This is a genomic window from Caballeronia glebae (assembly GCF_001545035.1).
GTDB classification, from domain to species: Bacteria; Pseudomonadota; Gammaproteobacteria; order Burkholderiales; family Burkholderiaceae; genus Caballeronia; species Caballeronia glebae.
The window spans coordinates 57,133-80,141 of the sequence record NZ_FCOJ02000035.1 but is presented as its reverse complement, the minus strand read 5'-3'; the positions used below and the strand labels follow the sequence as shown (position 1 = coordinate 80,141).

Below are 23,009 nucleotides of genomic sequence, written 5' to 3'. Positions count from 1 at the left end.
TATCGGCATCGGCGCGCGGTGACGGTCGAGGTGCCCGGCCACGGCGCGCTCACCGGCGATGTCGCGTGGGGCGGGAACTGGTTCTTTCTCGTCGCGGATCACGGGCGCGAGCTAGTTCCCGCGCGCATCGCGGAACTGACCGCGTTCACCGAGGCGATCCGCGATGCCTTGCACGCGCAGGGCATCACGGGCGCCGAGGGTGCGTTCATCGACCATATCGAACTGTTTGCGGATTCGCCCGTCGCGGGCGTCGACAGCCGCAATTTCGTGCTGTGCCCGGGCAGCGCCTACGATCGTTCGCCGTGCGGCACCGGAACCAGCGCCAAGCTCGCGTGCCTCGCGGCGGACGAAGTGCTCGCGCCGGGCGAAATCTGGCGTCAGGAAAGCATCATCGGCAGCGTGTTCGAGGGTAGTTACGCGCTCGACGGCGGCGTGCTCGTCCCGACGATCACGGGCTACGCGCACGTCATGGGCGAAGGGCGTCTCGTTTTCGACGAGCGCGATCCGTTCATGCGAGGCATCGAGACCGGCGCGCGCGCATGAAGGCGGATGTGATCGTCGTCGGCGGCGGCATCGTCGGGGCGGCGTGCGCGGCCGAGCTTGCCGCGCGCGGCCTGACGGTCGATGTGCTGGAGGCGCGCGGTATCGGCGGCGGCGCGACGGCGGCGGGCATGGGCCACATCGTCGTGATGAACGATTCGCCCGCCGAGTTCGCCCTCGCGCGTGCTTCGCGCGAACTGTGGCTCGCGCTCGGCGGCCGGCTGCGTGAGCGCGATGCGTTCTCGCGTTGCGGCACGCTCTGGATCGCCGAAGACGACGAGGAGCTGGACGCGGCCCGCACGATGCGCGATGCATTCGCGGCGACGGGCGTGCGCGCGCATATGCTCGACCGCGCCTCGCTGCGCGAATCGGAGCCGGCGGTGAGCCACGCGATGCAAGGCGGCCTGCTGATCGAAGACGACGCGATCGTGTACGCGCCCGCCGCCGCGCAATGGCTGCTGGCGAGTTCGGCGCGCATCCGCGTATCGACCGGCTGCGCGGTTCGCGCGGTCGATGCCGGCGAAACGCGCGCGAGCGTCACGCTTGCGAACGGCGAGCGCAGGACGGCTTCGCATGTCGTCATCGCCAATGGGCTTGCGGCGCCGGATCTGCTCGCAAACGTGCCGCTCGAAGCGAAGAAGGGCCATTTGCTCATAACCGGTCGCTATCCCGGCACGATCCGTCATCAGGTGCTGGAACTCGGCTACATCAAGAGCGCGCATCACGCGCGCGGCACCTCGGTCGCGTTCAATGCGCAGCCGCGTCCGACGGGGCAAGTGCTGATCGGTTCGTCGCGGCAGTTGGGCACGCTCGATCCCGCCGTCGAGATGAACGTGCTCGCCGCGATGCTCGCGCGCGCGACGCGCTATCTGCCGGGCATCGGCGCGCTCGATGCGATTCGCGCGTGGACCGGTTTTCGCGCCGCCACGCCCGACGGCTTGCCGCTGATCGGACCCGCGCGTTTTCCCGGCGACCGGCTGTGGCTCGCGGCGGGTCACGAAGGGCTCGGCGTGACGACTTCGCTCGGCACCGCGAAGCTCATCGCCGCGCAGATGCTCGGCGAGCCGATTCCGTTCCAGTTGCCCGACACGCATGCTTTCTCCCCGCAACGATTCGCGCCGGAGCACGCCGATGGCTGAGCGCGTGCGCGTGATCATCGACGGCGAGCCGCTTGCCGTGCCCGCGTTCACGACCGTCGCGGCGGCGATCGCGATCGCGCTGCGCGGCGTCGGCGGCACGCGGCGCTCCGTCACCGGCGAGCCGCGCGCCGCGTTCTGCGGCATGGGCGTGTGCCACGAATGCCGCGTGACGGTCGATGGCCGCGCGGACGTGCTCGGCTGTCAGACGCTTTGCCGCGACGGACTTTCGATCGAGACGATGCAATGAATGTCGAACAGGTCGATGTCGCGATCGTCGGCGCGGGACCGGCGGGTTTGAGCGCGGCGCGCATCGCGGCGCGTGCGGGCGTGCGCGTCGCGCTCGTCGATGACAATCCGCGCGTCGGCGGCCAGATCTGGCGGCAAGGACCGGCGCACGCGCCCAGCGTCCCGCTCCGCCGATGGCTCGATGAAACGCGCTCGCATGCGAACCTCATCGCGATGAACGCGACCCGAGTCGCCGCCGCGCCCGGAGACAAACGGCTCCTGCTCGAACGCGACGGCGCGCCGCTCGTGCTCGCGTATTCGAAGCTCATCCTCGCGACGGGCGCACGCGAGCGGCTTCTTCCTTTTGATGGCTGGACCTTGCCCGGCGTCACCGGCGCGGGCGGCCTGCAGGCACTCGTCAAGAGCGGCATGTCGGTGCGTGGCGAGCGCATCGTCGTGGCGGGCAGCGGGCCGCTTTTGCTCGCCGCCGCCGATACCGCGCGCCGTCACGGTGCGCGCGTCGTCGCGGTGCTCGAACAGGCGCCGTTCGAGCGTGTCGCACGATTCGTCGCGTCGCTGGCGTCGACGCCGGGCAAGCTGGCGCAGGCCCTCGCGCTCGGTGTTGCGTGTTATCGGACGAGCAGCGTTGTCGTAGCGGCGCACGGAAGCGCGCGCGTGGAGGCGGTCAGGATTCGCGCGCACGGGCGCGATGAAACGCTCGAAGCGGATCGCGTCGCGTGCGGCTACGGACTCGTGCCGAACGCGACGCTCGCGCTCGGCTGCGCGACAGACGAACGTGACGGCGCGATTCACGTCGACGACGCGCAACGAACCTCGCTGGAAGACGTCTTCGCGGCGGGCGAATGCACGGGCATCGGCGGAATGGAACTCGCGAGCGTCGAAGGCGCGATCGCGGCGCATGCAGCGCTCGACATCGCCATCGATGCGCGTCTCGCGCGTGACCGCGATCGCTGGCGTGCGTTCGCGCGACGCGTCGCGCACGCCTTCGAACTCGGCGCCGACGCCCGCGCGATGCCGTCGCCGGACACCTTGCTGTGCCGCTGCGAGGACGTATCGATCGGCGAAGTCGCCGCGCACGCGAACTGGCGCGATGCAAAGCTGCAGACGCGTTGCGGCATGGGGCCGTGTCAGGGGCGCATTTGCGGCGAGGCGGCATCGGTCTATTTCGGCTGGCCGCGCGAGGCGGCGCGCCCACCGTTCGCGCCGGTGCGCATCGACACGCTGATCGCCGCGGGTGAACGCACGGACGCGCCCGCGCCCATTTCCTAGTGGGGCCAGCGCCAATTTTGTCCGCGCATGCGCGCTTCTATAATCGGTCGCCTGATTCATTCGAGCGCAACCGACACCCTCACGCATGACGAACACGGCGCCCATCGCACAACCTCCGGCATCGACGCTCTCCGACATGCTCGCGCATTTCGCGCTGCTCGCGCCGGTCTTCGACGCGATGCCCGACATCGTGTTCTTCGTGAAGGATCGCGAGGCGCGCTACGCGATGGTCAATCGCACGCTCGCGCGACGCTGCGGCCACAAGGACGACAAATCGGCGCTCCTCGGCAAGACCGCCGAGGACGTGTTCCCGCGTCGTTTCGGGCGCATCTGCACGGCGCAGGATCAGGCGATCATCGCGCAGGGACATCAACTGATCGATCAACTCGAACTGCATCTGTATCCGGGGCGCGAGCCGGGCTGGTGCATGACCTGCAAGCAGCCGCTGCACGATACGCAGGGAAATATCGTCGGGCTCGCCGGCATTTCGCGCGATTTGCAGGCGGCTGAAGGGACGCATCCCGCGTACAGCCGGCTTGCGGCGGTCGTGCAGCACATCCAGGAAAATTATGTGCAGCCGCTCAATATGCGGCAGCTCGCGCAGATGGCGAACATGTCGATCGCGCAACTGGAGCGTTACTTCCACAAGGTCTTTCACCTGACGCCGCGTCAGGTGCTGCTGAAAACGCGGCTCGACGCGGCCACCGCGCTGCTCGTCTCTCAAGAAAAAGTCACCGATGTCGCCGCGCTGTGCGGCTACACCGATCACAGCGCCTTCACGCGCCAGTTCAAGGCGACGGTGGGCCTCACGCCCAGCGAATATCGCGCGCTGTTGCAGGCGGGAACGTCGAACGCCCCGCGCCCCGATTCCGTTCGAGAGACAAATGTCTGATGGGAAATCAGGGCACGGCCGATGCCGGAATTACACGATCGTGCGCATGTGTTGCAAATCCGTGGGCGGCGCACGGGCTGTGAGGCCCGCGCGACGCGGCTTTCCCGGGCGGGAATGCAAGTCGGTCCGTTTTTTGCTCTTTTAGGCACGCTGCGACTGGCCGATCTATTAGCCAGCGTGGCCACAAAACCGCGAGGCGTTCCGCACCGGCGTACGCGCGGCATAAAAAGCGGTGCGTTCGGAATTCCCGCCGCGTTTTCGTGTCAATCAGTGCGCGCAACAGCGCGCGCGGCGGAAGAGCTGGAGACCGACGCGAGAATTCCGTTTTTGGGCAGCAGAAAATAACATCATGAACGAAGTGGCAAGACTGGGGCATATGCGGATCGTACTCATCGAGGACGATCCCGAGAGCAGAGCGTCGCTGCAGACGTTGCTGGAAGAAGAGGGTGCGGAAGTCATCGCCGTAGCCGACGCCGAAGACGGCGCGCAAACGGCGATCGAGCATCTTCCCGATGCGGTGATCTGCGATCTCGACCTACCCGAGATGGACGGTTTCTATCTCGTCCAACGTTTGCGGGATCACGAAATACGCGGCAACCTGCCGCCGTCCGTGGCGATCGCGCTGACGGGACACGGCGGCGACGAATACCGATTACGAAGCATCGGCGAAGGCTTTCAGCATTTCATGACGAAGCCCGTGCATCCGGACGAGCTCGTCACGTTGATACAGGATGCGGCGCGCGCGCGCGTGGTGATGTGAAGTGATGTGAAGCGTCGGGGCCGCCCGTGAAAGGCGGCCCCGGACCTTACGACCGGTCGCGGTTGCGCGCCCGCGTCGCGCCCGTGATGACGGCGATGCCCAGCATGATTACGGCAACGATCATGATCGTGTGCTGCGAGACGTGCATCGCCACGAGCCCCCACGACACGCCGCCAATGAAAATCAGCCAGCCTGCAAGGTAAATGATCAGCGTCATCGACTTCTCCTTTTTCGTTGTGTGCTAGAAATCGTTGCGCGGCCTTCGTGAAAGGGCCGTATCCTTTCGACGCCCCGACCGCGTGTGATTTCGCTGCATGCAAGTGGCGTACCGCGGGCGGCATCGTCGAGTATTGGAGAAGAGTTAAAAGCATGCTGATCGTCCATCACCTCAATAATTCCCGCTCGCAGCGCGTGCTGTGGATGCTCGAAGAACTCGGCGTCGACTATGAACTGAAGCGCTATCAGCGCGATCCGCGCACGATGCTCGCGCCGCCTGAGTTGCGCGCGGTGCATCCGCTCGGCAAATCGCCGGTCGTGACCGACGACGGTCTCACGCTCGCGGAGTCGGGCGCGATCGTCGAATATCTCGTCGACCGATACGGCGAAGGCCGTTTCGCGCCGCCGCCGGGTGCTTCGCCCGAACGCGTGCGCTACAACTACTGGATGCATTACGCCGAAGGCTCCGCGATGCCGCCGCTCCTGCTCAAGCTCGTCGCGCGGCGGCTGGAGAGCGCGAAAATGCCGTTCTTCGCCAAGCCGATCGCGAGACGTATCGCGCAGACGATGCAGAGCAGTTTCATCGATCCGCAATTGCGGCTGCACTTCGGCTATATCGATGCCGAACTCGCGAAATCGCCGTGGTTCGCTGGCGAGACATTCACCGCCGCCGACGTGCAAATGAGCTTCCCGCTCGAAGCCGGCAGCGCCCGCGCGGGCGCGAAATCGCTGCCGCATATCCGCGCGTTTCTCGAACGCATTCACGCGCGCCCCGCGTACCAGCGCGCGCTCGAACGGGGCGGCCGATACGACTACGCGAATTAGCCATTCGGCCGACCGCCGGAACGAGAGGCGCGTTGCGTACAATGAGCCGCACGCAACCACTCAGCGCAAAGGCGACGCATGGCCCGAATCGTTCCCGACGACTGGAAGAATCTCGAAGCGACCGGCGCGGCGGCGCGCGAAATCGAAACCCTCGCGCTGCTCGAAAAGTTGCCCGACGACTACACGGTCTATCACGGCGTGCACTGGACGCGCGTCAACGAAGGTTTTTCGGTCTTCGGCGAAGCGGATTTCGTGGTCGTCGCGCCTTCGGGGCGGGTGCTGATGATCGAGCAGAAGGCCGGTTTTCTGCGCGAGACGGGGCAAGGTCTCGTAAAGGTTTATCTGCAGAAGGAGCGCAACGTCGCCATTCAGCTCGCGCTCACGCTGGAGAATCTGCATCGGCGTTTCACGGCGGCGTTCGGCGCGGGCACGTACCGGATCGAGGAACTGCTGTATTGCCCCGACTACACGGTGAAGAACGCGGCAATTGCGGGCGTGCCGCCCGCGCGCATCGTCGATGCGAGCCGCAAGTCGCAGCTCGCGCGCGTCGTGCTGGAAATCCTGCCGCCTGACGAGCCGCGCTTCGAGTCGGCGGCGCGTATTCACCATTTTCTCGCCGACGAACTCTCGCTCACGCCCGATACCAACGCGCTCGTCGGCGCGGCGAACACGCTTGTCACGCGGCTCTCAGGCGGACTCGCGACGTGGGCGCGCCGGCTCGAATTCGAACCGTTCCGTCTGCGCGTGATCGCAACGGCCGGCGCGGGCAAGACGCAACTCGCCGTGCGCGTGATGCGCGACGCGCTCGCGCAGGGCAAGAGCGTGCTCTACGTCTGTTTCAACCGGCCGCTCGCCGACCATATTCGTGCGATCGCGCCGAAAGAGGCGAAGATCGCGAATTATCATCAGTTGAGCGCGGCCGTCGCGCGCGATGCGGGAAGCCCGCCGGACTTCAGTCAGCCCAATGTCTTCGCGACGCTCGAAGAGCGCTTCGCCGCGGTGCCCGTGCCGGAGCAATGGAAGACCGATGTGCTGATTGTCGATGAAGGCCAGGATTTTCAGGCGGCGTGGGTCGGGGCGCTCGAACGCCTGCTGAATCCAGATGGCGCGTGGTGGTGGCTCGAAGATCCGATGCAGAACCTTTATCTGCGCGAGCCGGTGCCGCTGCCAGGTTGGACCATTCTGCGCGAAACCACGAACTACCGCAGCCCGCGCGATCTGCTCGGTTTCATCCGCAAGGTCGTCGGGCCGGATGTGCGGCTCGACGCGGGCAGTCCGTTCGACGGCTCGGACGTGAGCGTATCGACTTACGCGGACGGGCATCCCGAGGAAATCATCGAGGCGACCAAGCGCGCGATCACGCAGGCGCTCTCGCTCGGATTTCGCAAGCAGGACATTGCGGTGCTGTCGTTCCGGGGCCGCGAAGGTTCGGCGCTCACCGCCGTCGAACAACTCGGTCCGCACCGGCTGCGCGCCTTCATCGGAACCTACGACCTGTTCGGCAATCCGGAGTATCGCGAGGGCGACGTGCTGCTCGAATCGATCTATCGCTTCAAGGGGCAATCGGCGCCGTGCGTGATTCTCACGGAAGTCGATTTCGACACGCTCGACGAGCAGGCCGCGCGCAAGATCTTCGTCGGCGCGACGCGGGCGACGATGAAGCTGATCGTGGTCGCATCCGAGCGCGCGGCCCGGGCAATCGTCGCGTTGCAGTAGCGGATGGCCGTCACCAGCACCGAGCCGTCGCTGCGCGCGCCCGCCGCGCGCCCCTGGTTTCGCCGGCTCTGGTATGCGGCGCTGATCGCGCTCGCGGTCGCGCCGCCCATTGGCGCGGTCGGCTACATGTTGTACTCCAGCCTGGTCGCGCGCGAGACGCACAGGCTCGTCCTGCCCAACGACGTGTACTGGGACGCCGCGCAGCTTCAGATCGCCTACGAGCGCTTCGAAAATCACGTGCTGCTCTATCGCAACGGCATCGATGAGGACGTGGAGGCCGTGCGCGCGAGCTATCGGCTGCTGCGCGCGCGGCTCAGGCAGGTGTCGGAATCGGCCGGGCTGTCGGATGACCATCAGGCGCTCATCAACCGGCAGCGCGAAATTCTGCGTCAATTGCAGACGGCGCTCGATTCCATCCAGGGCGACGTCGAAGGACTGCAAGCCGAGCATCAGCGCACCTTGCGCGTGATCGGCATATTGCGGCAGAACGCGCCGGTGGTCGCGGAACTGGCCGGCGGGCGGCGTCTCATGGATGTCGCCGAGCGCGAGGCGATCGTGCGCGATTTCGAGGCGAAACGCCGTTATCTGATTTACGGCGGCGTGCTGCTAGGTTTGCTGTCGGCGGCGGCGACGATCCTGCTGCTGCTGAACGGCTATCGGCGCACGCGTCTCATCGAGCAACAGCGCGCGGCGCTCGCGGCCGAGCATCAGGCGACGCGCGCGGCGCGCGAGGCGGGCGTCGCGAAAGACACGTTCCTCGGCATGATCAGCCACGAGTTGCGCACGCCGTTGCACGCCATCGTCTCGTCGGTCGAATTGCTCGGGCTGAATGCGCGCGGCGACGCCGACCGCAAGATCATGCAGCGGCTGGAAGCGGGCGCGCGTCATCTCGAAGCGCAAATGCGCGATCTGACCGACTACGCGCGTCTCGGCGCGGGCAAGCTCGAACTGCGCATGGTCGTGTTCGATCCGCTCGAATTGCTCGAATCCATCGTCGATGCGAACACGCCCGCCGCGAGCGCGAAGGGGCTGGCACTGCGCGGCGACTATGCGGGCGAGCGCGGGCCGATCGAATCCGATCCGCATCGGGTGCGGCAAATCGTGACGAATCTCGTGACCAACGCGATCAAGTACACCGATGCCGGTTCCATCGACGTGCATTTCGCGCGCACGGAAGAGCGCCTCGACATTTCCGTAATCGATACGGGGCCGGGCATCTCCCGCGAGCAGTTGCCGCTCATCTTCCAGGAATTCACGCAGCTCGATTCGTCGAGCACGCGGCGCTTCGACGGCGCGGGAATGGGCCTCGCGGTCGTGCGCGGGCTCGTCGATCTGCTCGACGGGAAAATCGAGGTGTCGAGCGAAGTCGGGCAGGGCGCGGCGTTTCGCGTGAGCCTGCCGGCGGTAGCGGCGCGCCACGTGCCCGAGCGTGAACCGGAAGCCGATGCGCCCGAGTTGCGCAAATCGCGCGTGCTCGTAATCGACGACCACGAGTCGATCCGCGATTCGCTGATCGAAATGCTCACGCATCTGGGCTATTACGCGGTCGCGCTGCCGGACGTCGACAGCGCGCTCGCATGGCTGCGCGCCAACGACGCCGACGTGATCCTCGCGGACCTGCACATGCCGGGCAAGGACGGCTATTCGTTCGCGGACGAGTATCGCGCGCGCAGTGCGCCGGGCGCGAGCGTGCCGATCATCGCGGTGAGCGCGTATGCGCCCGAACTGGTCGATCCGAGCGCGGCGGTGCTGTTCTTCGACTATCTGCTGAAGCCGGTGCGCTACGAGGTGCTGAAGGGCGCCGTGCACCGCGCGGTGACGGTGCGCCGGCGAGTCGGGTAGGCGTCGCGTGTGCGTTGCGGCTAGCTGCGCATCAGCCGTTTGGAAAGATCGGCGACGAGTATGCCGAGTCGCGCGGGCTTCTCGAAACAGGTCACGTTGTAGTCGCGGATCACCTGGCTGATTTCCGATTCGCTGGCCTTGCCCGTGGTGAGTTCGCCCGTGAGCACGAAGACCGGCGCGTCCGGGTTGTCCGACCCGCGCACGGCGCGAATCGCGTCCGCCGACGTATGCACGCCGAACAGCCAGTCCATCACGACGGCATCGAACACTTGCGTTTGCAGCGCTTCGAGGAACGCGTCGAGGCCGTAAAAGGCCATCGCCGTGAAGCCGGTGGCTTCGAGATAGTCGTGCAGGTTATCGGCCGAGGCGTGATCGTCGTCCACTACGGCGATGATCGGCTTGTCGGTGTCGGGGCGGCGCGGCTGGATCTCGATCTTGTGCACGTCGCTGGCTTCGTGCAGCAGCACGCCTTCATGCTTCGTCACGATCCAGCGAGCGTTGACTTTTTGCGCGATGAAATCCGGACGGCTGCCGGGGTCGAGCGCGCTGCCGACCCAGGCCATGCAGGGAATCTCCACGGAACCGAGCTTGAGCACGGCATCGTGCGCGGTGCCTTCGGTTTCGTCGGGGCGCGTGTTGATCGAATCGAAGAGCTTGAGCGCGGGTTCGTCGAAGGCATCGGCGACGCGGCGAATTTGCGCGAGCGTCCACGGACTGTTGCCGCGCAATTTGCGATGGCCCTGCGAAAAGCTCAGGTCGAGAATGCGACACAACTCGGCTGTCTGCTGACGCTTTCCGATGCCATGACGGCCCATGAGCTCGCGCACGCGTTCGGCGACAGCGAGAGATTCCGATGAAGACGTTTCAGTGACCATACAGCCAGTCGGATGCGTGAGAGTGGAACCGCGAGGGGCGTGATTCGGAGCAGGCCGAGCAGCCCATGCGCAGTCGATCCGGCATTGTAAAGCGCGCGGGTCCGCGCACTCAAAATGCCCCGCCGGAACGCATCGATCCTATTGGCGAAACGCTGGCCGTTGCGGTTTGCTGGCGCGCATTTGCCCAGGCGTCGGTCGTGGCTTGAGCGGCACGGCCGATCACGCGAGCGCGGGTGCAAGTTCGCGCGTCGGCTTCGACGTGGCGGGAATCTCGTCGAGCAAGGTCGAAAGCTGGCTTTCGGCGTCGCGTCCGCTGAATTCGCGCAAGGTCGCGAGCAAAGTACGCCACGGCGCCGGCCAGCGGGTTTCGCGCACGCAGCGACCGTTGGCGTCGGTGATGCGCAGCAGCGTGGTATCGGGGAAGTAAGTCAGCGTGACGGGCATTCCGTCGAGTACGCAGGTGGCGGTGCAGGCTTTCGGTGTGAACATGCTTTTCCAGGTTGAATGGACGTCAGGATCGACGGCCGCTGGCTTAAGCAATGGCCGTGCCCGGAGCCGGATCAAGACGCGCGACTTTGTTCTGTCGGATAAAGATGAATGACAGTTCCCGTTTGTTGAATGGAGTATTACGGTTTTTCGCCGCAATTGGCGGCTTCCTGCGGGATACACTGCGAACCTCATCGAAGGGAGGCTGCCGTGTTACTTGCCGCTATCTTGATTGGTCCGATGGGCCTCGCCGCGCTTTTGGGGTTCGCCCTTATCGCTGATAAGCACTTAAAGGACTTGGTCGCTATGCCGCGTGGCCATTTCGCCGAAGCGACTGCGATCGAAAGGCGACACGAAAGAGCCGAGCGAGAACGACGGCTTTAAGGGCGACGCCACTCGAAATTCTCTAACTTTCATCGAGAAATCTTAATTTTTCGGGCGATTTTCGCCATCTGCCCGAAAAAGCCTAACTTCTTGACGCCGGCGCTTCACTCGCGAACGCCTCGCGAACCACTTCCTCGATTCGATCGAGTACGGCGCGAGGAAGGTGCTGATACTGTTTCCTGCGATGCGCCGACAACACGCCCTTGTTCGACTGGATCATGCGGATCAGCGCTGAAAGGTCCTTGCGCGGCAGATCGAACTCGTCATTCAACTGAGCGAAGGCGGCGTCGTAGCCTTGCAGCCACGCGATCTCGCGCGGAATTTCCTCGCGCACGGCATCCTTGATCATCGCGTGCAGGAACGCCACCTCACGGTCCGCGTTGAAAAATCGGTACGCACGGCTCGAAGGCGCGCTCAGCACGAGCGGCTCCGTATCGACGCGCCGATAGTTCCAAAGACGCGTGACCGGACGCGAAAACGCCGTCAGCACGGCGTGATACGCAGGAATGTTGCGCTCCATCACCGCCGACACCGGAATCACGGTATCCGCGCCGAGCACGCCCGAGCGCGCGAGCACGTGCTGAATGAGGAACCGATGCAGCCGGCCGTTGCCGTCGAAGAACGGATGCAGATAGACGAAGCCGAAGGCCGCGCACGCGGCTTTCACAAGCACGTCGGGGCAACGTTTCTGATCGTTGACGAAATCTTCCCAGGCGGCCATCACGCTTCGAAGATCGGCGATGGGCGCGGGAAAGAAGTCGACGCGTCCCGCCGCGTCCTCTAGCCAGTTCTGCTTGGTCCGGTACGACGCTTCCTGGCTGTAGACATCGCGCACGATGACGTTTTGCAGTTGCACCAGCCATTCTTCGTCGATCTTCGTCGGCTCGCCCGCGCGCCTCAGGAGCTGGACGAAACGTTCCTGCTTGTCGGAACTGGGCGTTTCCGATTCGATCGCGTAGCTGCCGCGCGTCTCCGACAAATACAGAAACGCGAGCGCGCGTTTATACAGATCGGGGTCCTGCATCGCATCGAGTGCGCTTTGCGCTTCGAGAAGCAGGTCGGTCAGGGGCGGATCGTCCGGGATCGCCACGCGGTGGACGACCGGGCAGAACGACGGCGTGCCGAGCGCGTTGTTGCGCACGCGATAGCGCGGCGCGCGCACAGGCTGCGGCGCTGTGTAATAGATGTCCGTCGGAAAGAGATCGACATAGCCGCCCCGGACGGTCACGCCCGCATCGAGCGTTTTGCCAGTCAACCATTCCCACAAAAAGCACGCACGGCGAATGTGCTCGCCGGTCGGCGTCGCGCGCAGACGGGCGATGAGTTCATCCGGCTCCATATGCTCGAACGCGGCGTCGATGACTTCGAGATTCACGCCTTCGTGACGGAGCGCGAATTCCAGATGACCGACGGGCGTATCGTCGAAGGCCACGCTGTTCGGAAAGAGAATATGGCTCTCGCTGTCGATGCGCCGATTCACCGACGAACTCGCGTATGCGAGCCGCTGCGGCGACGTGACGCGCAATTCGCCGATGGCGATGAGACGGGCATAACCGATCGGCGTCATCGAGATTTCTTAACCGTTATCGAGAAAACATAACTTTATGCGCGTTTTCGGCATTTTCATCGAAAAATTTTAACGTCCGGTCGTCCGGATTAGTTCGGCGATCCGGTTTTGCTATCGAACGATCGCCCTTTCGAATTGTTGCGCTATTGGCACGGGACTATAGTGCCTCTCACGGCATGACAACCCAAAGCAGCAAACAACGAAAGGAGACGAATCCATGAACCGAATCGACCTGGCGAACCGCGTCGTGATCATCACGGGCGGCGCGCGCGGCATCGGCCTCGCGGTGGCGGAGCGCGCGCTGGAATCCGGCGCCGATGTGTCGCTCTGGGATGTCGACGGCGAGCGCCTCGCGCGCACGAGCGCCGAGCTCGCGGCGAAGTACAAGGAGCGCCGAGTCAGCGACGCGGTCGTCGAACTGACCGAGGAATCCTCCGTCGACGCAGCCGCGAAAAAGACGTTCGCCGCGCACGGCAGAATCGACGTGCTCGTCAATAACGCGGGCATTACCGGCGGCAACGGCGCGACCTGGGAGCTCGCGCCCGACGTGTGGCGCCGCGTGATCGACGTCAATCTTATCGGGCCGTATCTGACGTGCCGCGCCGTCGTGCCTCACATGCTGAAGGCGGGCTATGGGCGCATCGTCAACATCGCGTCGATCGCGGGCAAGGAAGGCAATCCGAACGCGTCGCACTACAGCGCGTCGAAGGCCGGCCTGATCGGGCTCACGAAATCGCTCGGCAAGGAACTCGCGGGCAAGAACATCCTCGTGAACGCCGTCACGCCGGCCGCCGCCAAGACCGAAATCTTCGATTCGATGTCGCAGGAGCACATCGACTACATGCTCTCCAAGATTCCGATGAACCGCTTTCTGATGCCTGAGGAAGCCGCGTCGCTGATTCTGTGGCTTTCGTCCGCGGACTGCGCGTTCAGCACCGGCGCGGTATTCGATTTGTCGGGCGGACGCGCGACGTACTGAGCGCGCCATCGGGAGAATCACATGAATCATTCCGCACAGTCGGAAGGCGCCGTCACGTCCCGCGTGATGCGCCGGCTGCTGCCGTTTCTGCTGCTCATGTACGTGCTCGCGTTTCTCGATCGCGCGAATATCGGCTTTGCGCAGAAAGCGTTGCAGCAGGACACCGGCCTCTCAAACGCCGCGTTCGCATTCGGCGCGGGCGTGTTTTTCGTCGGCTACGCGATCTTCGAGGTGCCGAGCAATCTGCTGTTGCACCGCGTCGGCGCGAAGCTCTGGATGTGCCGGATCATGGTGACGTGGGGTCTCGTCTCCGCGGCGATGGCCCTCGCGCATAACGCCGCGACGTTCTATACCTTGCGCTTCCTGCTCGGCGTGGCGGAGGCGGGCTTCTTTCCGGGCATCGTCTACTATCTGACGCGCTGGTTTCCGCAATCTTCGCGCGCGCGTGCGCTCGGCGTGTTCTATTTCGGCGCGCCGCTCGCATTCATCTTCGGCGCGCCGCTGTCCGGTTTGCTGCTCGATCTGCACGGCGCGTTCGGTCTCAAGGGCTGGCAATGGCTCTTTCTCGTTGAAGGGCTGCTCGCGACGATTGTCGGTGTGTGGGCGTTCTGGTATCTCGACGACGATCCCGCGAAAGCCCGATGGCTCACGCAGGATCAGCGCGCGCTGCTCGTCAGCCGCCTCGACGACGATGCGCGCGCCGCTTCTTCGCACGGGCCGCGCGGTGTGCTCGCGGCGCTCGTCGATCCGCGCGTGCTCGTGCTGTGCTGCGTGTACTTCCTGATCCAGGCGGCGGTGTACGGCGTCGTTTTCTATCTGCCGCAACAGGTGTCGGCGCTGCTCGGCACGAAGGTCGGCTTTCGCGTCGGGCTGGTGACGGCGCTGCCGTGGATCGCCGCCGTGGTCGTCACGTGGATCGTGCCGCGTTACGCCGATCGCACCGGCAGGCATCGCATCTGCGCGGTGGCGCTGCTCGTGATGTCGGGCGTCGCGATCGCGGTGTCGGGCATCGCGGGATCGCCGGTTGTGTCGCTCATCGCGCTGTGCTGCGCGGCGAGCGGCTTCATCGCCGCGCAGCCGCTCTTCTGGACCTTTCCGACGCGCTATCTCACGGGCGTGGCCGCCGCGGCGGGCATCGCGCTCATCAATTCGCTCGGCGGGCTCGGCGGCTTTTTTGCGCCGATGGCCCGCACCGCCGCCGAAGCCTCGTTTCATTCGACGAGCGCCGGGCTCATGGTGCTGGCGGGCGCGAGCGTGCTCGCGGCGCTCGTCATCGTCGTGCTGGTGCGCGTGCCCGGCGGCATCGAACACGAACCCATTGCCGACGCCGCGAAGGCGTCCTGAACAACGAAACCACTCGTACGGAGCCACATCATGTCCATGCCCACGATCCGCCAGGTGCGCGCCTTCACCGTTCGCGGCGGCGGCGCCGATTATCACGACCAGGGCGCCGATCACTGGATCGACGACCACATCGCCACGCCGATGGCCCGCTATCCCGAATACCGCGCGAGCCGTCAGTCGTTCGGGCTGAACGTGCTCGGTTCGCTCGTCGTCGAGATCGAGGCGAGCGACGGCACCGTCGGCTTCGCGGTGACGACGGGCGGCGAAATCGGCGCGTTCATCGTCGAGAAGCATCTGGCGCGTTTTCTCGAAGGCCAGCGCGTGACCGACATCGAAAAAATGTGGGATCAGATGTACAACGCGACGCTGTATTACGGGCGCAAGGGCATTGTGCTCAACGCGATTTCGGGCGTCGATCTCGCGCTGTGGGACTTGCTCGCGAAGGTGCGTAAGGAACCGGTGTTCCATCTGCTCGGCGGACCGGTGCGCGACGAACTGCAGTTCTACGCGACGGGCGCGCGCCCGGATCTCGCGAAGGAGATGGGTTTCATCGGCGGCAAGATGCCCTTGCAGCACGGCCCGGCGGAAGGCGAGGAAGGGCTGCACAAGAACATCGCGAAGCTCGCGGACATGCGCGCGAAAGTCGGCGACGATTTCTGGCTGATGTTCGACTGCTGGATGAGCCTCGACCTCAACTACGCGAAACGCCTCGCGAATGCGGCGCGCGAGCACGGCCTGAAGTGGATCGAAGAAGCGCTGCCGCCCGACGACTACTGGGGCTATGCCGAACTGCGCCGCTCCGTGCCGGGCGGCATGATGGTGACGACCGGCGAGCACGAAGCGACGCGCTGGGGTTTTCGCATGCTGTTCGAGATGGGTTGCGCGGATCTCGTGCAGCCGGATGTCGGCTGGTGCGGCGGCATCACGGAGCTCATCAAGATTTCGGCGCTCGCGGACGCGCACAATGTGCTCGTCGTGCCGCACGGTTCGTCGGTGTATAGCTATCACTTCGTCGTGACGCGCCACAACTCGCCGTTCGCGGAGTTCCTGATGATGGCGCCCAAGGCGGATCAGGTCGTGCCGATGTTCACGCCTTTGCTGCTCGACGAGCCCGTGCCGGTAAACGGCCGCATGAAGGTGCCGGAGACGCCGGGCTTCGGCGTGCGGCTGAATTCGGAATGCGCGTTGACGCGGCCTTACACACACTGAAGGGGCATCGCATGTTGCTCGAAAACAAGGTCGTCGTGGTGACGGGCGGCTCGCGCGGCATCGGCCGTGCGATCGCGCTTGCGAGCGCGCGCGAAGGCGCGGATGTCGCGATCAACTACTGGCGCGACAACGACAAGTCTTACGGGAAGGCCTCGGCGGTGGAATCGATCGTCGGCGAGATCGAGGCGCTCGGGCGGCGCGCGATCGCGGTGGAAGGCAACGTGGCCGAGCGCGACACGGGCATCGAACTGGTCCGGCGCACGGTCGAGGCATTCGGCCGCGTCGACGTGCTGTCGAGCAACGCGGGCATCTGCCCGTTTCACGCGTTCCTCGACATGCCGCCTTCCGTCTACGAAACCACGGTCGCGGTGAATCTGAATGGCGCGTTCTACGTCACGCAGGCCGCCGCGAACCAGATGAAGGCGCAGGGCACGGGCGGCGCGATCGTCGCGACGAGTTCGATCAGCGCGCTCGTCGGCGGCGGCATGCAGACGCACTACACGCCGACCAAGGCGGGCGTGCATTCGCTGATGCAATCCTGCGCGATCGCGCTTGGGCCATACGGCATTCGCTGCAATTCGGTGATGCCCGGCACGATCGCGACGGACCTCAACGCCGACGATTTGTCGGACACGGACAAGCGCGCTTACATGGAAAAGCGCATCCCGCTCGGGCGGCTCGGCGCGCCCGATGACGTCGCGCAATGCGTCGTGTTCCTCGCCTCGGATCGCGCGCGCTATGTGACAGGCGCGTCGCTGCTCGTGGATGGCGGCCTGTTCGTCAATCTTCAGTGAGGTGACGCGGCCGAGTACTTGCGCAGCAACGCGATGAAGTACTCGGCCGGTTCGCTCAAAGTCTCGGCCTTGCGACGCAACAGCCCGAATCCCGAGAGGCTCTTGCCGATTTCGATCGGCAATTCGATCAGCAATTGCGCGCGCAGATAATCGCGCACGACCGATTCCGGCAGCATCGCGACGGCCTCGCTGTTCTGCAGCAACTGCAGCGTCGCGAAGATCGACGCGCATTCGACGATATCGGCGGGCGTCGTCAGGCCGGCGCGCGCGAGTTCGTCTTCGAACAGGCCGCGCGCGGGACTCGTGATCGGCTGCAAAATCCACGGCCAGCCGACGAGCATATCCAGCGCGAGTTCAGTCTTCCCGGCAAGCGGATGACCCGCGCGCACGACGAGCCGCATCGCCTCGCGCGCGAGCGGTTCGAAATCGAAATCGTTGTGCTGCAAGGGCGTGGTCAGTCGCCCGAGCGCGAGATCCACTTCGCGGCGATGCAGCAATTGCACGACCTGATCGCTCGTCTCGCCGAGAATGCGCACGTTCAGAAGCGGGCGCTCGGATTTCAGTTCGGTGACGGCCATCGCGAGCACGTCGGGCGCGGCGCCCATGATCGCGCCGACCGTCAGTTGACCGTGACCGCCGCGGCGCTTGGCGTCAAGATCGTCGGCGAAGCGCGTGAGGTCCGCGAGCGAACGGCGCGCATAGGCGAGAGCGGCGGTGCCGAGCGGCGTCGGCTGCATGCCGCGCGCATTGCGCTCGAACAGCAGAAAGCCGAACGCTTCCTCGATATCCGCCAGCATGCGGCTCGCGCTCGGCTGCGCGACGTTGATGGCCTCGGCCGCCTGATGCAGATTGCGTGCGTCGTCGAGCGCAACCAACAGCGCGAGATGCTTGAATTTCAGCCGATTCACCAGGGCATTCGGCGACACACTTTGGGACACGTTCTGATTCATTCGACAGTCCGCTCTGAACCACGCGATGATACCGCGCAGCGATACGTTTTTGCGATCGGCCAATCCTGCAATCGGATTGTCGTGTTATCGGTCGGCGAATTATAGTCGCAGCACAACGAGTCCCGAACACAGGGATTCACTAAACAAAATAAGGCGGCCCGCCATGGAGACAGTGGCATTTCGCATGACCCTGAAGCCGGGCATGCGCGAGGAATACGAGAAGCGCCATCGTGAGATCTGGCCGGAACTGGCCGATGCGTTGCGCGCTGCCGGCATCCGCGATTACCGCATCTTTCTCGACGAATCGACCGGGCATCTCTTCGCCATACATCTGCGCACGCAAACGCATACGACCGATGCGTTACCGGCGCTGCCGATCATGCGCAAGTGGTGGGACGCCATGGCCGAACTGATGCATACGCACGCGGATAATTCGCCCGTGACGACGCCGCTCGTGCCGCTCTTTCATCTTCCCTGAAACGTTCGCCTCTTTCGCGAGGAACGCCATCATGCAGGTCGTCGATCCGCACATTCATTTGTGGGACCTCAAGACGCATCATTATCCCTGGCTCGCGAATCCGCAGACGTCGTTCGTCGGCGATGCGCGTGCCTTGCAGCACGACTATCTTCTGGCCGATCTGCTGCGCGATGCCGAAGATATCGAAGTGCTGAAGCTCGTGCACGTCGATGCGAATCACGATCCCGCCGATCCTGTCGAGGAAACGCGCTGGCTGCAAGGCATTGCCGATAGCGAAGGTCGCGGCATGCCGAACGGCATCGTCGCGGGCGCGGATCTGTCGGCCGACGATGCGCCCGCCGTGCTCGAAGCGCATGCGGCCTTCGCCAATACGCGCGGCATCCGCCAGATTCTCAACGTGCATGAAAACAGGCTCTACGATTATGTCGGGCGTCATTTCATGCGCGAGCCGCAATGGCGCAAGCACTTTGCGTTGCTGAAGCGTTTCGGCATGTCGTTCGATCTGCAGCTTTATCCGTCGCAGATGGAAGAGGCGGCGCTTCTCGCGCGCGAGCATGCGGATACGCAATTCATCGTCAATCACGCGGGTATGTTCGTGGACCGCAACGCGACGCGGGGATATCGCGCGTGGCGCGACGGCATGCGCATGCTGGCCGCGTGCCCGAACGTCGCGGTGAAGCTGAGCGGCTTCGCGATGTTCGATCACGACTGGACCATCGAGAGCCTGCGTCCTTACGTGCACGAAACCATCGATACGTTCGGCGTCGAGCGCGCGATGTTCGCATCGAACTTTCCGGTGGATCGTCTGTTCGGCACGTACACGGCGTTGTGGAACGCGTATGCGCGGATCGTCGCCGATGCGAGCGATAGCGAGAAAGACGCGCTCTTCGTGCGCAACGCCGAACGCATCTACCGCATCTGAGGAAAACGACATGACGACGCCACGTCTTGAACTGCGGCATGCAAGCAAATCGTTCGGTCGCGTGCGCGCGCTCGGCGACGGCAGCCTGCAACTCTTTCCCGGCGAAGTACACGCGCTGCTCGGCGAGAACGGCGCGGGCAAATCGACGCTCGTGAAGCTGCTCGCGGGCGTGTATCGGCCGGATGCGGGCGAGTTGCTCGTCGAAGGCGTCGCGCGGCGCTTCGCGAATCCCGCCGAAGCGCGCGATGCCGGCATCGCCGTGATCTATCAGGAGCCGACACTCTTCGCGGATCTGTCCATCGCCGAGAACATCTATATGGGCCGGCAGCCGCGCGATCGCTTCGGGCGCATTCGCTATGACGAAATGCATCGCGAGGTCGATGCGCTGCTGGCGTCGCTCGGCGTGAATCTGCGCGCGCAACGGCTCGTGCGCGGATTGTCGATCGCGGATCAGCAGGTCGTGGAAATCGCCAAGGCGCTCTCGCTCGATGCAAACGTGCTGATCATGGACGAGCCGACCGCCGCGCTCTCGCTGCCGGAAGTCGAACGGCTCTTCGCGATCGTGCGCGCGTTGCGCGAGCGCGACGTGGCGATTCTGTTCATCACGCATCGTCTCGATGAAGTGTTCGCGCTGACGCAGCGCATGACGATCATGCGCGACGGCATGAAGGTCTACGACGCGCTCACCGAAGACATGAGCATCGACGCGATCGTGAGCAAAATGGTCGGCCGCGATCTCGACACGTTCTATCCGAAAGCCGATGTCGCGCCCGGGGACGTGCGTCTTTCGGTGCGCAATCTCACGCGCGAAGGCGTGTTCAAGAACGTGTCGTTCGATGTGCGCGCGGGCGAGATCGTCGCGCTGGCGGGACTCGTCGGCGCGGGACGCAGCGAGGTCGCGCGCGCGATCTTCGGCATCGATCCGGTCGATGGCGGCGAGGTGAAGATCGCCGGCAAGACACTCGCGCTGGGACATCCGGCGGCGGCGGTGCGCGCCGGCCTCGCGCTCGTGCCGGAGGATCGCCGCGCGCAAGGGCTCGCGCTGGAGTTGAGCATCGCGCGCAACGCGTCTTTGACCGTGCTCGGCCGATTGATGCGCCACGGGCTCATCACGGCGAAAAGCGAATCGGCGCTCGCCGCCGACTGGGGCAAGCGGCTTCGTCTCAAGGCCGGCGATCTCGATGCGCCGGTCGGCACGCTATCGGGCGGCAATCAGCAAAAGGTCGTGCTCGGCAAATGGCTCGCGACGCATCCGAGGGTGCTGATCATCGACGAACCGACGCGCGGCATCGACGTGGGCGCGAAGGCGGAGGTGTATCGCACGCTCGCCGAACTCGTGAAAGAAGGCATGGCCGTGCTGATGATTTCGAGCGAGCTGCCCGAAGTGCTCGGCATGGCCGATCGCGTGCTCGTGATGCACGAAGGCCGCATCAGCGCGGATATCGCCCGCGCGGATGCGAACGAAGAACGCGTGATGAGCGCTGCTTTGGGCGCCTCGCCACAAACGATGGGACGCGCAGCATGATGACACGACACTCTCCGACGCTAACCGCGATGCCGCCGACCGAATCCAAACGTGAAAGTATCGCGGTCACGATCGCGAAGAGCCGCGAGCTCACGCTCTTCATCGTGCTGCTCGTGCTGATCGGCGCGACGGCCGCGGCAAAGCCCGACTTCCTGAACCTGCAGAATCTGCGCGACGTGCTGCTCAACGTGTCGATCATCGGCCTGCTGACGGCGGGCATGACGATCGTGATGCTGATGCGGCATATCGATCTGTCGGTCGCGTCGGTCGTCGGCGTGAGCGCGTATGCGGTCGGCAGCCTCTTCGTGATGTTCCCGCACATGCCGGTGATCGTCGCGATGCTCGGGGGCATCGGCGTCGGCTTGATCATCGGCACGGTGAACGGCGCGCTCGTCACGTTCGGGCGCGTGCCCTCGCTCGTCGCGACGCTTTCGACGCTCTATATCGTGCGCGGCGCGGACTACGCGTGGGTACACGGCGGCCAGATCAACGCGACGAGCCTGCCTGATTCGTTCGCGTCTATCGCGACGGGCTCGCTCTTCGGCGTGCCGAATCTCGTGCTGATCGCGCTCGTCGTGCTGATCGCGCTGTCGGTCTATCTGAAGCAGTATCGCGGCGGACGCGAGCACTACGCGATCGGCTCGAACCCCGAAGCGGCTCGTCTCGCGGGCATACGCGTGGATCGCCGCGTGATGATCGGCTTCCTGCTCTCCGGCGCGATCGCGGGGCTCGCGGGCGTGCTGTGGCTCGCGCGCTTCGGCACCGTTGACGCGAGCACGGCCAAGGGCATCGAACTGCAGGTGGTCGCGGCGGCGGTGGTCGGCAGCGTTGCGATCACGGGCGGCGTCGGCACGATCGCCGGCGCGACGCTCGGCGCGCTCGTGCTCGGCGTCATCAACATCGCGCTGGTGGTGTTGCGCGTGTCGCCGTTCTGGCAGCAGGCGATTCAAGGCGCGCTGATCGTCGCGGCGATCGCGCTCGATACGTTGCTCGCGCGCTCGGTCGCGCGCCGCATGATGAGGAAACGCGATCATGGCTAAACCCGATTCCGCTCTGTCGACGACCAAGCGCCGCCACCTGCAATGGGAAGCGATGCTCGCGATCGTGCTCGTCGTCTCGCTCGTCGCGGGGCGCGTGTTGTCGCCGCTGTTTCTCTCGACGGCGAATATGGCGAACATGCTCGCGGACTTCACCGAAATCGCGCTGATCGCGCTGCCGATGACGCTCATCATCGTCGCGGCGGAGATCGATTTGTCGGTGGCTTCGGTGCTCGGCGCATCGAGCGCGCTGATGGGCGTGCTGTGGCACATGGGTCTGCCGATGCCGCTCGTGATCGTCCTCGTGCTCGTCTTCGGCACGCTCGCGGGCCTGCTCAACGGCCTCGTGATCGTGCGCTTCAGTCTGCCTTCGCTCGCGGTGACGATCGGCACGCTCGCGCTCTTTCGCGGTCTTGCCTACGTGCTGCTCGGCGATCAGGCGATCGCGGATTTTCCCGCGTCGTACACGGCCTTCGGCATCAACACGCTCGGCGACACCTTCCTGCCGATGCCGTTCGTCCTGGTGATTGCGGGCGCAATCATTTTCACGGTATTGCTACAGGCGACGCCGTTCGGCCGCAGCCTCTTCGCCATCGGCGCGAATCCGACAGCCGCGCAGTTCTCGGGCATCGACGTGGCGAAGACGAAGCTCAGGCTCTTCATGATGTCGGGCGCGATGGCGGCGCTCGCGGGCATCGTCTATACGCTGCGCTTCACGAGCGCGCGCGGCGACAACGGCGAAGGCTTCGAGCTTTCCGTGATCGCGGCGGTGCTCTTCGGCGGCGTGAGCATCTTCGGCGGACGCGGCTCGATGATCGGCGTACTGCTGTCGCTCGTGATCATCGGCGTGCTGCGCAACGCGCTGACGCTCGCGGATGTATCGAGTGAAACGCTCACCATCGTGACGGGCGCGCTGTTGCTCTCGTCGGTGCTGATCCCGAATCTCGTCGCGCGTTGGCGGGCGGCGCGCGAGAAGCGTCTCATGGCGCAGGCGCTTTGAGCCGGTGTGGTGTC

The 23,009-nt window shown here is 64.9% G+C and carries 23 protein-coding genes; 18 read left to right on the top strand and 5 right to left on the bottom strand.

The features are described from left to right. From AWB82_RS22635 to AWB82_RS22610, 6 genes are all read left to right on the top strand, one after another. Window positions 1–543: proline racemase family protein (locus AWB82_RS22635; protein WP_200818183.1), on the top strand; the 543-nt coding region annotated here is incomplete at its 5' end. Further along, window positions 540–1,679 carry an NAD(P)/FAD-dependent oxidoreductase gene (locus AWB82_RS22630; RefSeq protein WP_086971196.1) on the top strand — a complete coding sequence of 380 codons (1,140 nt, stop codon included), beginning with the start codon at window positions 540–542 and terminating at the stop codon, window positions 1,677–1,679. The genes AWB82_RS22635 and AWB82_RS22630, both read left to right, overlap by 4 nt. Beyond that, window positions 1,672–1,926, top strand: a complete 255-nt coding sequence (locus tag AWB82_RS22625) for a 2Fe-2S iron-sulfur cluster-binding protein (RefSeq protein ID WP_086971194.1) — start codon at window positions 1,672–1,674, stop codon at window positions 1,924–1,926. The genes AWB82_RS22630 and AWB82_RS22625 overlap by 8 nt, the downstream gene beginning before the upstream one ends. Next, window positions 1,923–3,194 (top strand): NAD(P)/FAD-dependent oxidoreductase, encoded by a 1,272-nt coding sequence (locus tag AWB82_RS22620; protein WP_086971192.1) that lies wholly within the window; start codon window positions 1,923–1,925, stop codon window positions 3,192–3,194. Before AWB82_RS22625 ends, AWB82_RS22620 begins: the two co-directional genes overlap by 4 nt. Before the next feature lie 85 nt (window positions 3,195–3,279). Further along, a complete protein-coding gene (locus AWB82_RS22615) occupies window positions 3,280–4,086 on the top strand; it encodes an AraC family transcriptional regulator (RefSeq protein WP_086971190.1) in 807 nt (268 codons plus the stop codon). A gap of 349 nt (window positions 4,087–4,435) precedes the next feature. Beyond that, the gene (locus AWB82_RS22610; RefSeq protein ID WP_235023401.1) at window positions 4,436–4,846 is read left to right on the top strand and encodes a response regulator; all 411 of its coding nucleotides are present in this window, start codon (window positions 4,436–4,438) and stop codon (window positions 4,844–4,846) included. A 46-nt stretch (window positions 4,847–4,892) separates the two neighbouring features. Here AWB82_RS22610 and AWB82_RS38040 read toward each other — a convergent pair whose 3' ends face one another. After that, the gene (locus AWB82_RS38040) at window positions 4,893–5,063 is read right to left on the bottom strand and encodes a hypothetical protein (protein ID WP_200818182.1); all 171 of its coding nucleotides are present in this window, start codon (window positions 5,061–5,063) and stop codon (window positions 4,893–4,895) included. A 152-nt stretch (window positions 5,064–5,215) separates the two neighbouring features. On the opposite strand from AWB82_RS38040, the gene AWB82_RS22605 reads away from it, so the two are divergent. The 3 genes from AWB82_RS22605 (at window position 5,216) to AWB82_RS22595 (ending at window position 9,445) form a co-directional block, all read left to right on the top strand. Beyond that, a complete protein-coding gene (locus AWB82_RS22605; protein ID WP_086971187.1) occupies window positions 5,216–5,887 on the top strand; it encodes a glutathione S-transferase family protein in 672 nt (223 codons plus the stop codon). 78 nt (window positions 5,888–5,965) lie between these two features. Continuing rightward, a complete protein-coding gene (locus AWB82_RS22600) occupies window positions 5,966–7,603 on the top strand; it encodes an ATP-binding domain-containing protein (RefSeq protein WP_086971185.1) in 1,638 nt (545 codons plus the stop codon). Between the two features lie 3 nt (window positions 7,604–7,606). Beyond that, window positions 7,607–9,445, top strand: a complete 1,839-nt coding sequence (locus tag AWB82_RS22595; RefSeq protein ID WP_086971183.1) for an ATP-binding protein — start codon at window positions 7,607–7,609, stop codon at window positions 9,443–9,445. Between the two features lie 20 nt (window positions 9,446–9,465). Here the strand turns inward: AWB82_RS22595 and AWB82_RS22590 are convergent, their stop codons facing one another. The 3 genes from AWB82_RS22590 to AWB82_RS22575 form a co-directional block, all read right to left on the bottom strand. Continuing rightward, window positions 9,466–10,320, bottom strand: coding sequence for a helix-turn-helix domain-containing protein (locus AWB82_RS22590; protein WP_086971181.1), 855 nt, complete (start codon window positions 10,318–10,320; stop codon window positions 9,466–9,468). 219 nt (window positions 10,321–10,539) lie between these two features. After that, window positions 10,540–10,809: a hypothetical protein gene (locus AWB82_RS22585; RefSeq protein WP_235023400.1), complete on the bottom strand. Its 270-nt coding sequence runs from the start codon at window positions 10,807–10,809 to the stop codon at window positions 10,540–10,542. Between the two features lie 463 nt (window positions 10,810–11,272). Continuing rightward, entirely contained in the window at window positions 11,273–12,757 is a 1,485-nt protein-coding gene (locus AWB82_RS22575) for a Fic family protein (protein WP_086971175.1), read from the bottom strand. A 217-nt stretch (window positions 12,758–12,974) separates the two neighbouring features. On the opposite strand from AWB82_RS22575, the gene AWB82_RS22570 reads away from it, so the two are divergent. The 4 genes from AWB82_RS22570 to AWB82_RS22555 are packed head-to-tail and all read left to right on the top strand — an operon-like array spanning window position 12,975 to window position 17,083. Beyond that, window positions 12,975–13,736 (top strand): SDR family oxidoreductase, encoded by a 762-nt coding sequence (locus tag AWB82_RS22570; RefSeq protein ID WP_086971173.1) that lies wholly within the window; start codon window positions 12,975–12,977, stop codon window positions 13,734–13,736. Between the two features lie 21 nt (window positions 13,737–13,757). Next, window positions 13,758–15,080 (top strand): MFS transporter, encoded by a 1,323-nt coding sequence (locus AWB82_RS22565; protein WP_086971171.1) that lies wholly within the window; start codon window positions 13,758–13,760, stop codon window positions 15,078–15,080. Window positions 15,081–15,110: 30 nt separating this feature from the next. Beyond that, window positions 15,111–16,289: an L-rhamnonate dehydratase gene (gene rhmD / locus AWB82_RS22560; protein WP_086971169.1), complete on the top strand. Its 1,179-nt coding sequence runs from the start codon at window positions 15,111–15,113 to the stop codon at window positions 16,287–16,289. Between the two features lie 11 nt (window positions 16,290–16,300). Further along, window positions 16,301–17,083: an SDR family NAD(P)-dependent oxidoreductase gene (locus tag AWB82_RS22555; RefSeq protein WP_086971167.1), complete on the top strand. Its 783-nt coding sequence runs from the start codon at window positions 16,301–16,303 to the stop codon at window positions 17,081–17,083. On the opposite strand, the gene AWB82_RS22550 is transcribed toward AWB82_RS22555, so the two are convergent. Further along, window positions 17,077–18,033 carry a LysR family transcriptional regulator gene (locus tag AWB82_RS22550; protein WP_407643034.1) on the bottom strand — a complete coding sequence of 319 codons (957 nt, stop codon included), beginning with the start codon at window positions 18,031–18,033 and terminating at the stop codon, window positions 17,077–17,079. The two genes, AWB82_RS22555 and AWB82_RS22550, sit on opposite strands and share 7 nt — an antisense overlap. 163 nt (window positions 18,034–18,196) lie before the next feature. On the opposite strand from AWB82_RS22550, the gene AWB82_RS22545 reads away from it, so the two are divergent. The 5 genes from AWB82_RS22545 to AWB82_RS22525 are packed head-to-tail and all read left to right on the top strand — an operon-like array spanning window position 18,197 to window position 22,995. Beyond that, window positions 18,197–18,511, top strand: coding sequence for an L-rhamnose mutarotase (locus AWB82_RS22545; protein ID WP_086971165.1), 315 nt, complete (start codon window positions 18,197–18,199; stop codon window positions 18,509–18,511). Window positions 18,512–18,542: 31 nt separating this feature from the next. After that, the gene (locus AWB82_RS22540) at window positions 18,543–19,433 is read left to right on the top strand and encodes an amidohydrolase family protein (RefSeq protein WP_086971163.1); all 891 of its coding nucleotides are present in this window, start codon (window positions 18,543–18,545) and stop codon (window positions 19,431–19,433) included. Between the two features lie 10 nt (window positions 19,434–19,443). Then, complete coding sequence (locus AWB82_RS22535; protein ID WP_086971162.1) at window positions 19,444–20,958, top strand: sugar ABC transporter ATP-binding protein; 1,515 nt, start codon at window positions 19,444–19,446, stop codon at window positions 20,956–20,958. Next, entirely contained in the window at window positions 20,958–21,998 is a 1,041-nt protein-coding gene (locus AWB82_RS22530; RefSeq protein ID WP_096031451.1) for an ABC transporter permease, read from the top strand. Before AWB82_RS22535 ends, AWB82_RS22530 begins: the two co-directional genes overlap by 1 nt. Then, a complete protein-coding gene (locus AWB82_RS22525; RefSeq protein WP_086971158.1) occupies window positions 21,991–22,995 on the top strand; it encodes an ABC transporter permease in 1,005 nt (334 codons plus the stop codon). Before AWB82_RS22530 ends, AWB82_RS22525 begins: the two co-directional genes overlap by 8 nt. Window positions 22,996–23,009: the final 14 nt, after the last annotated feature.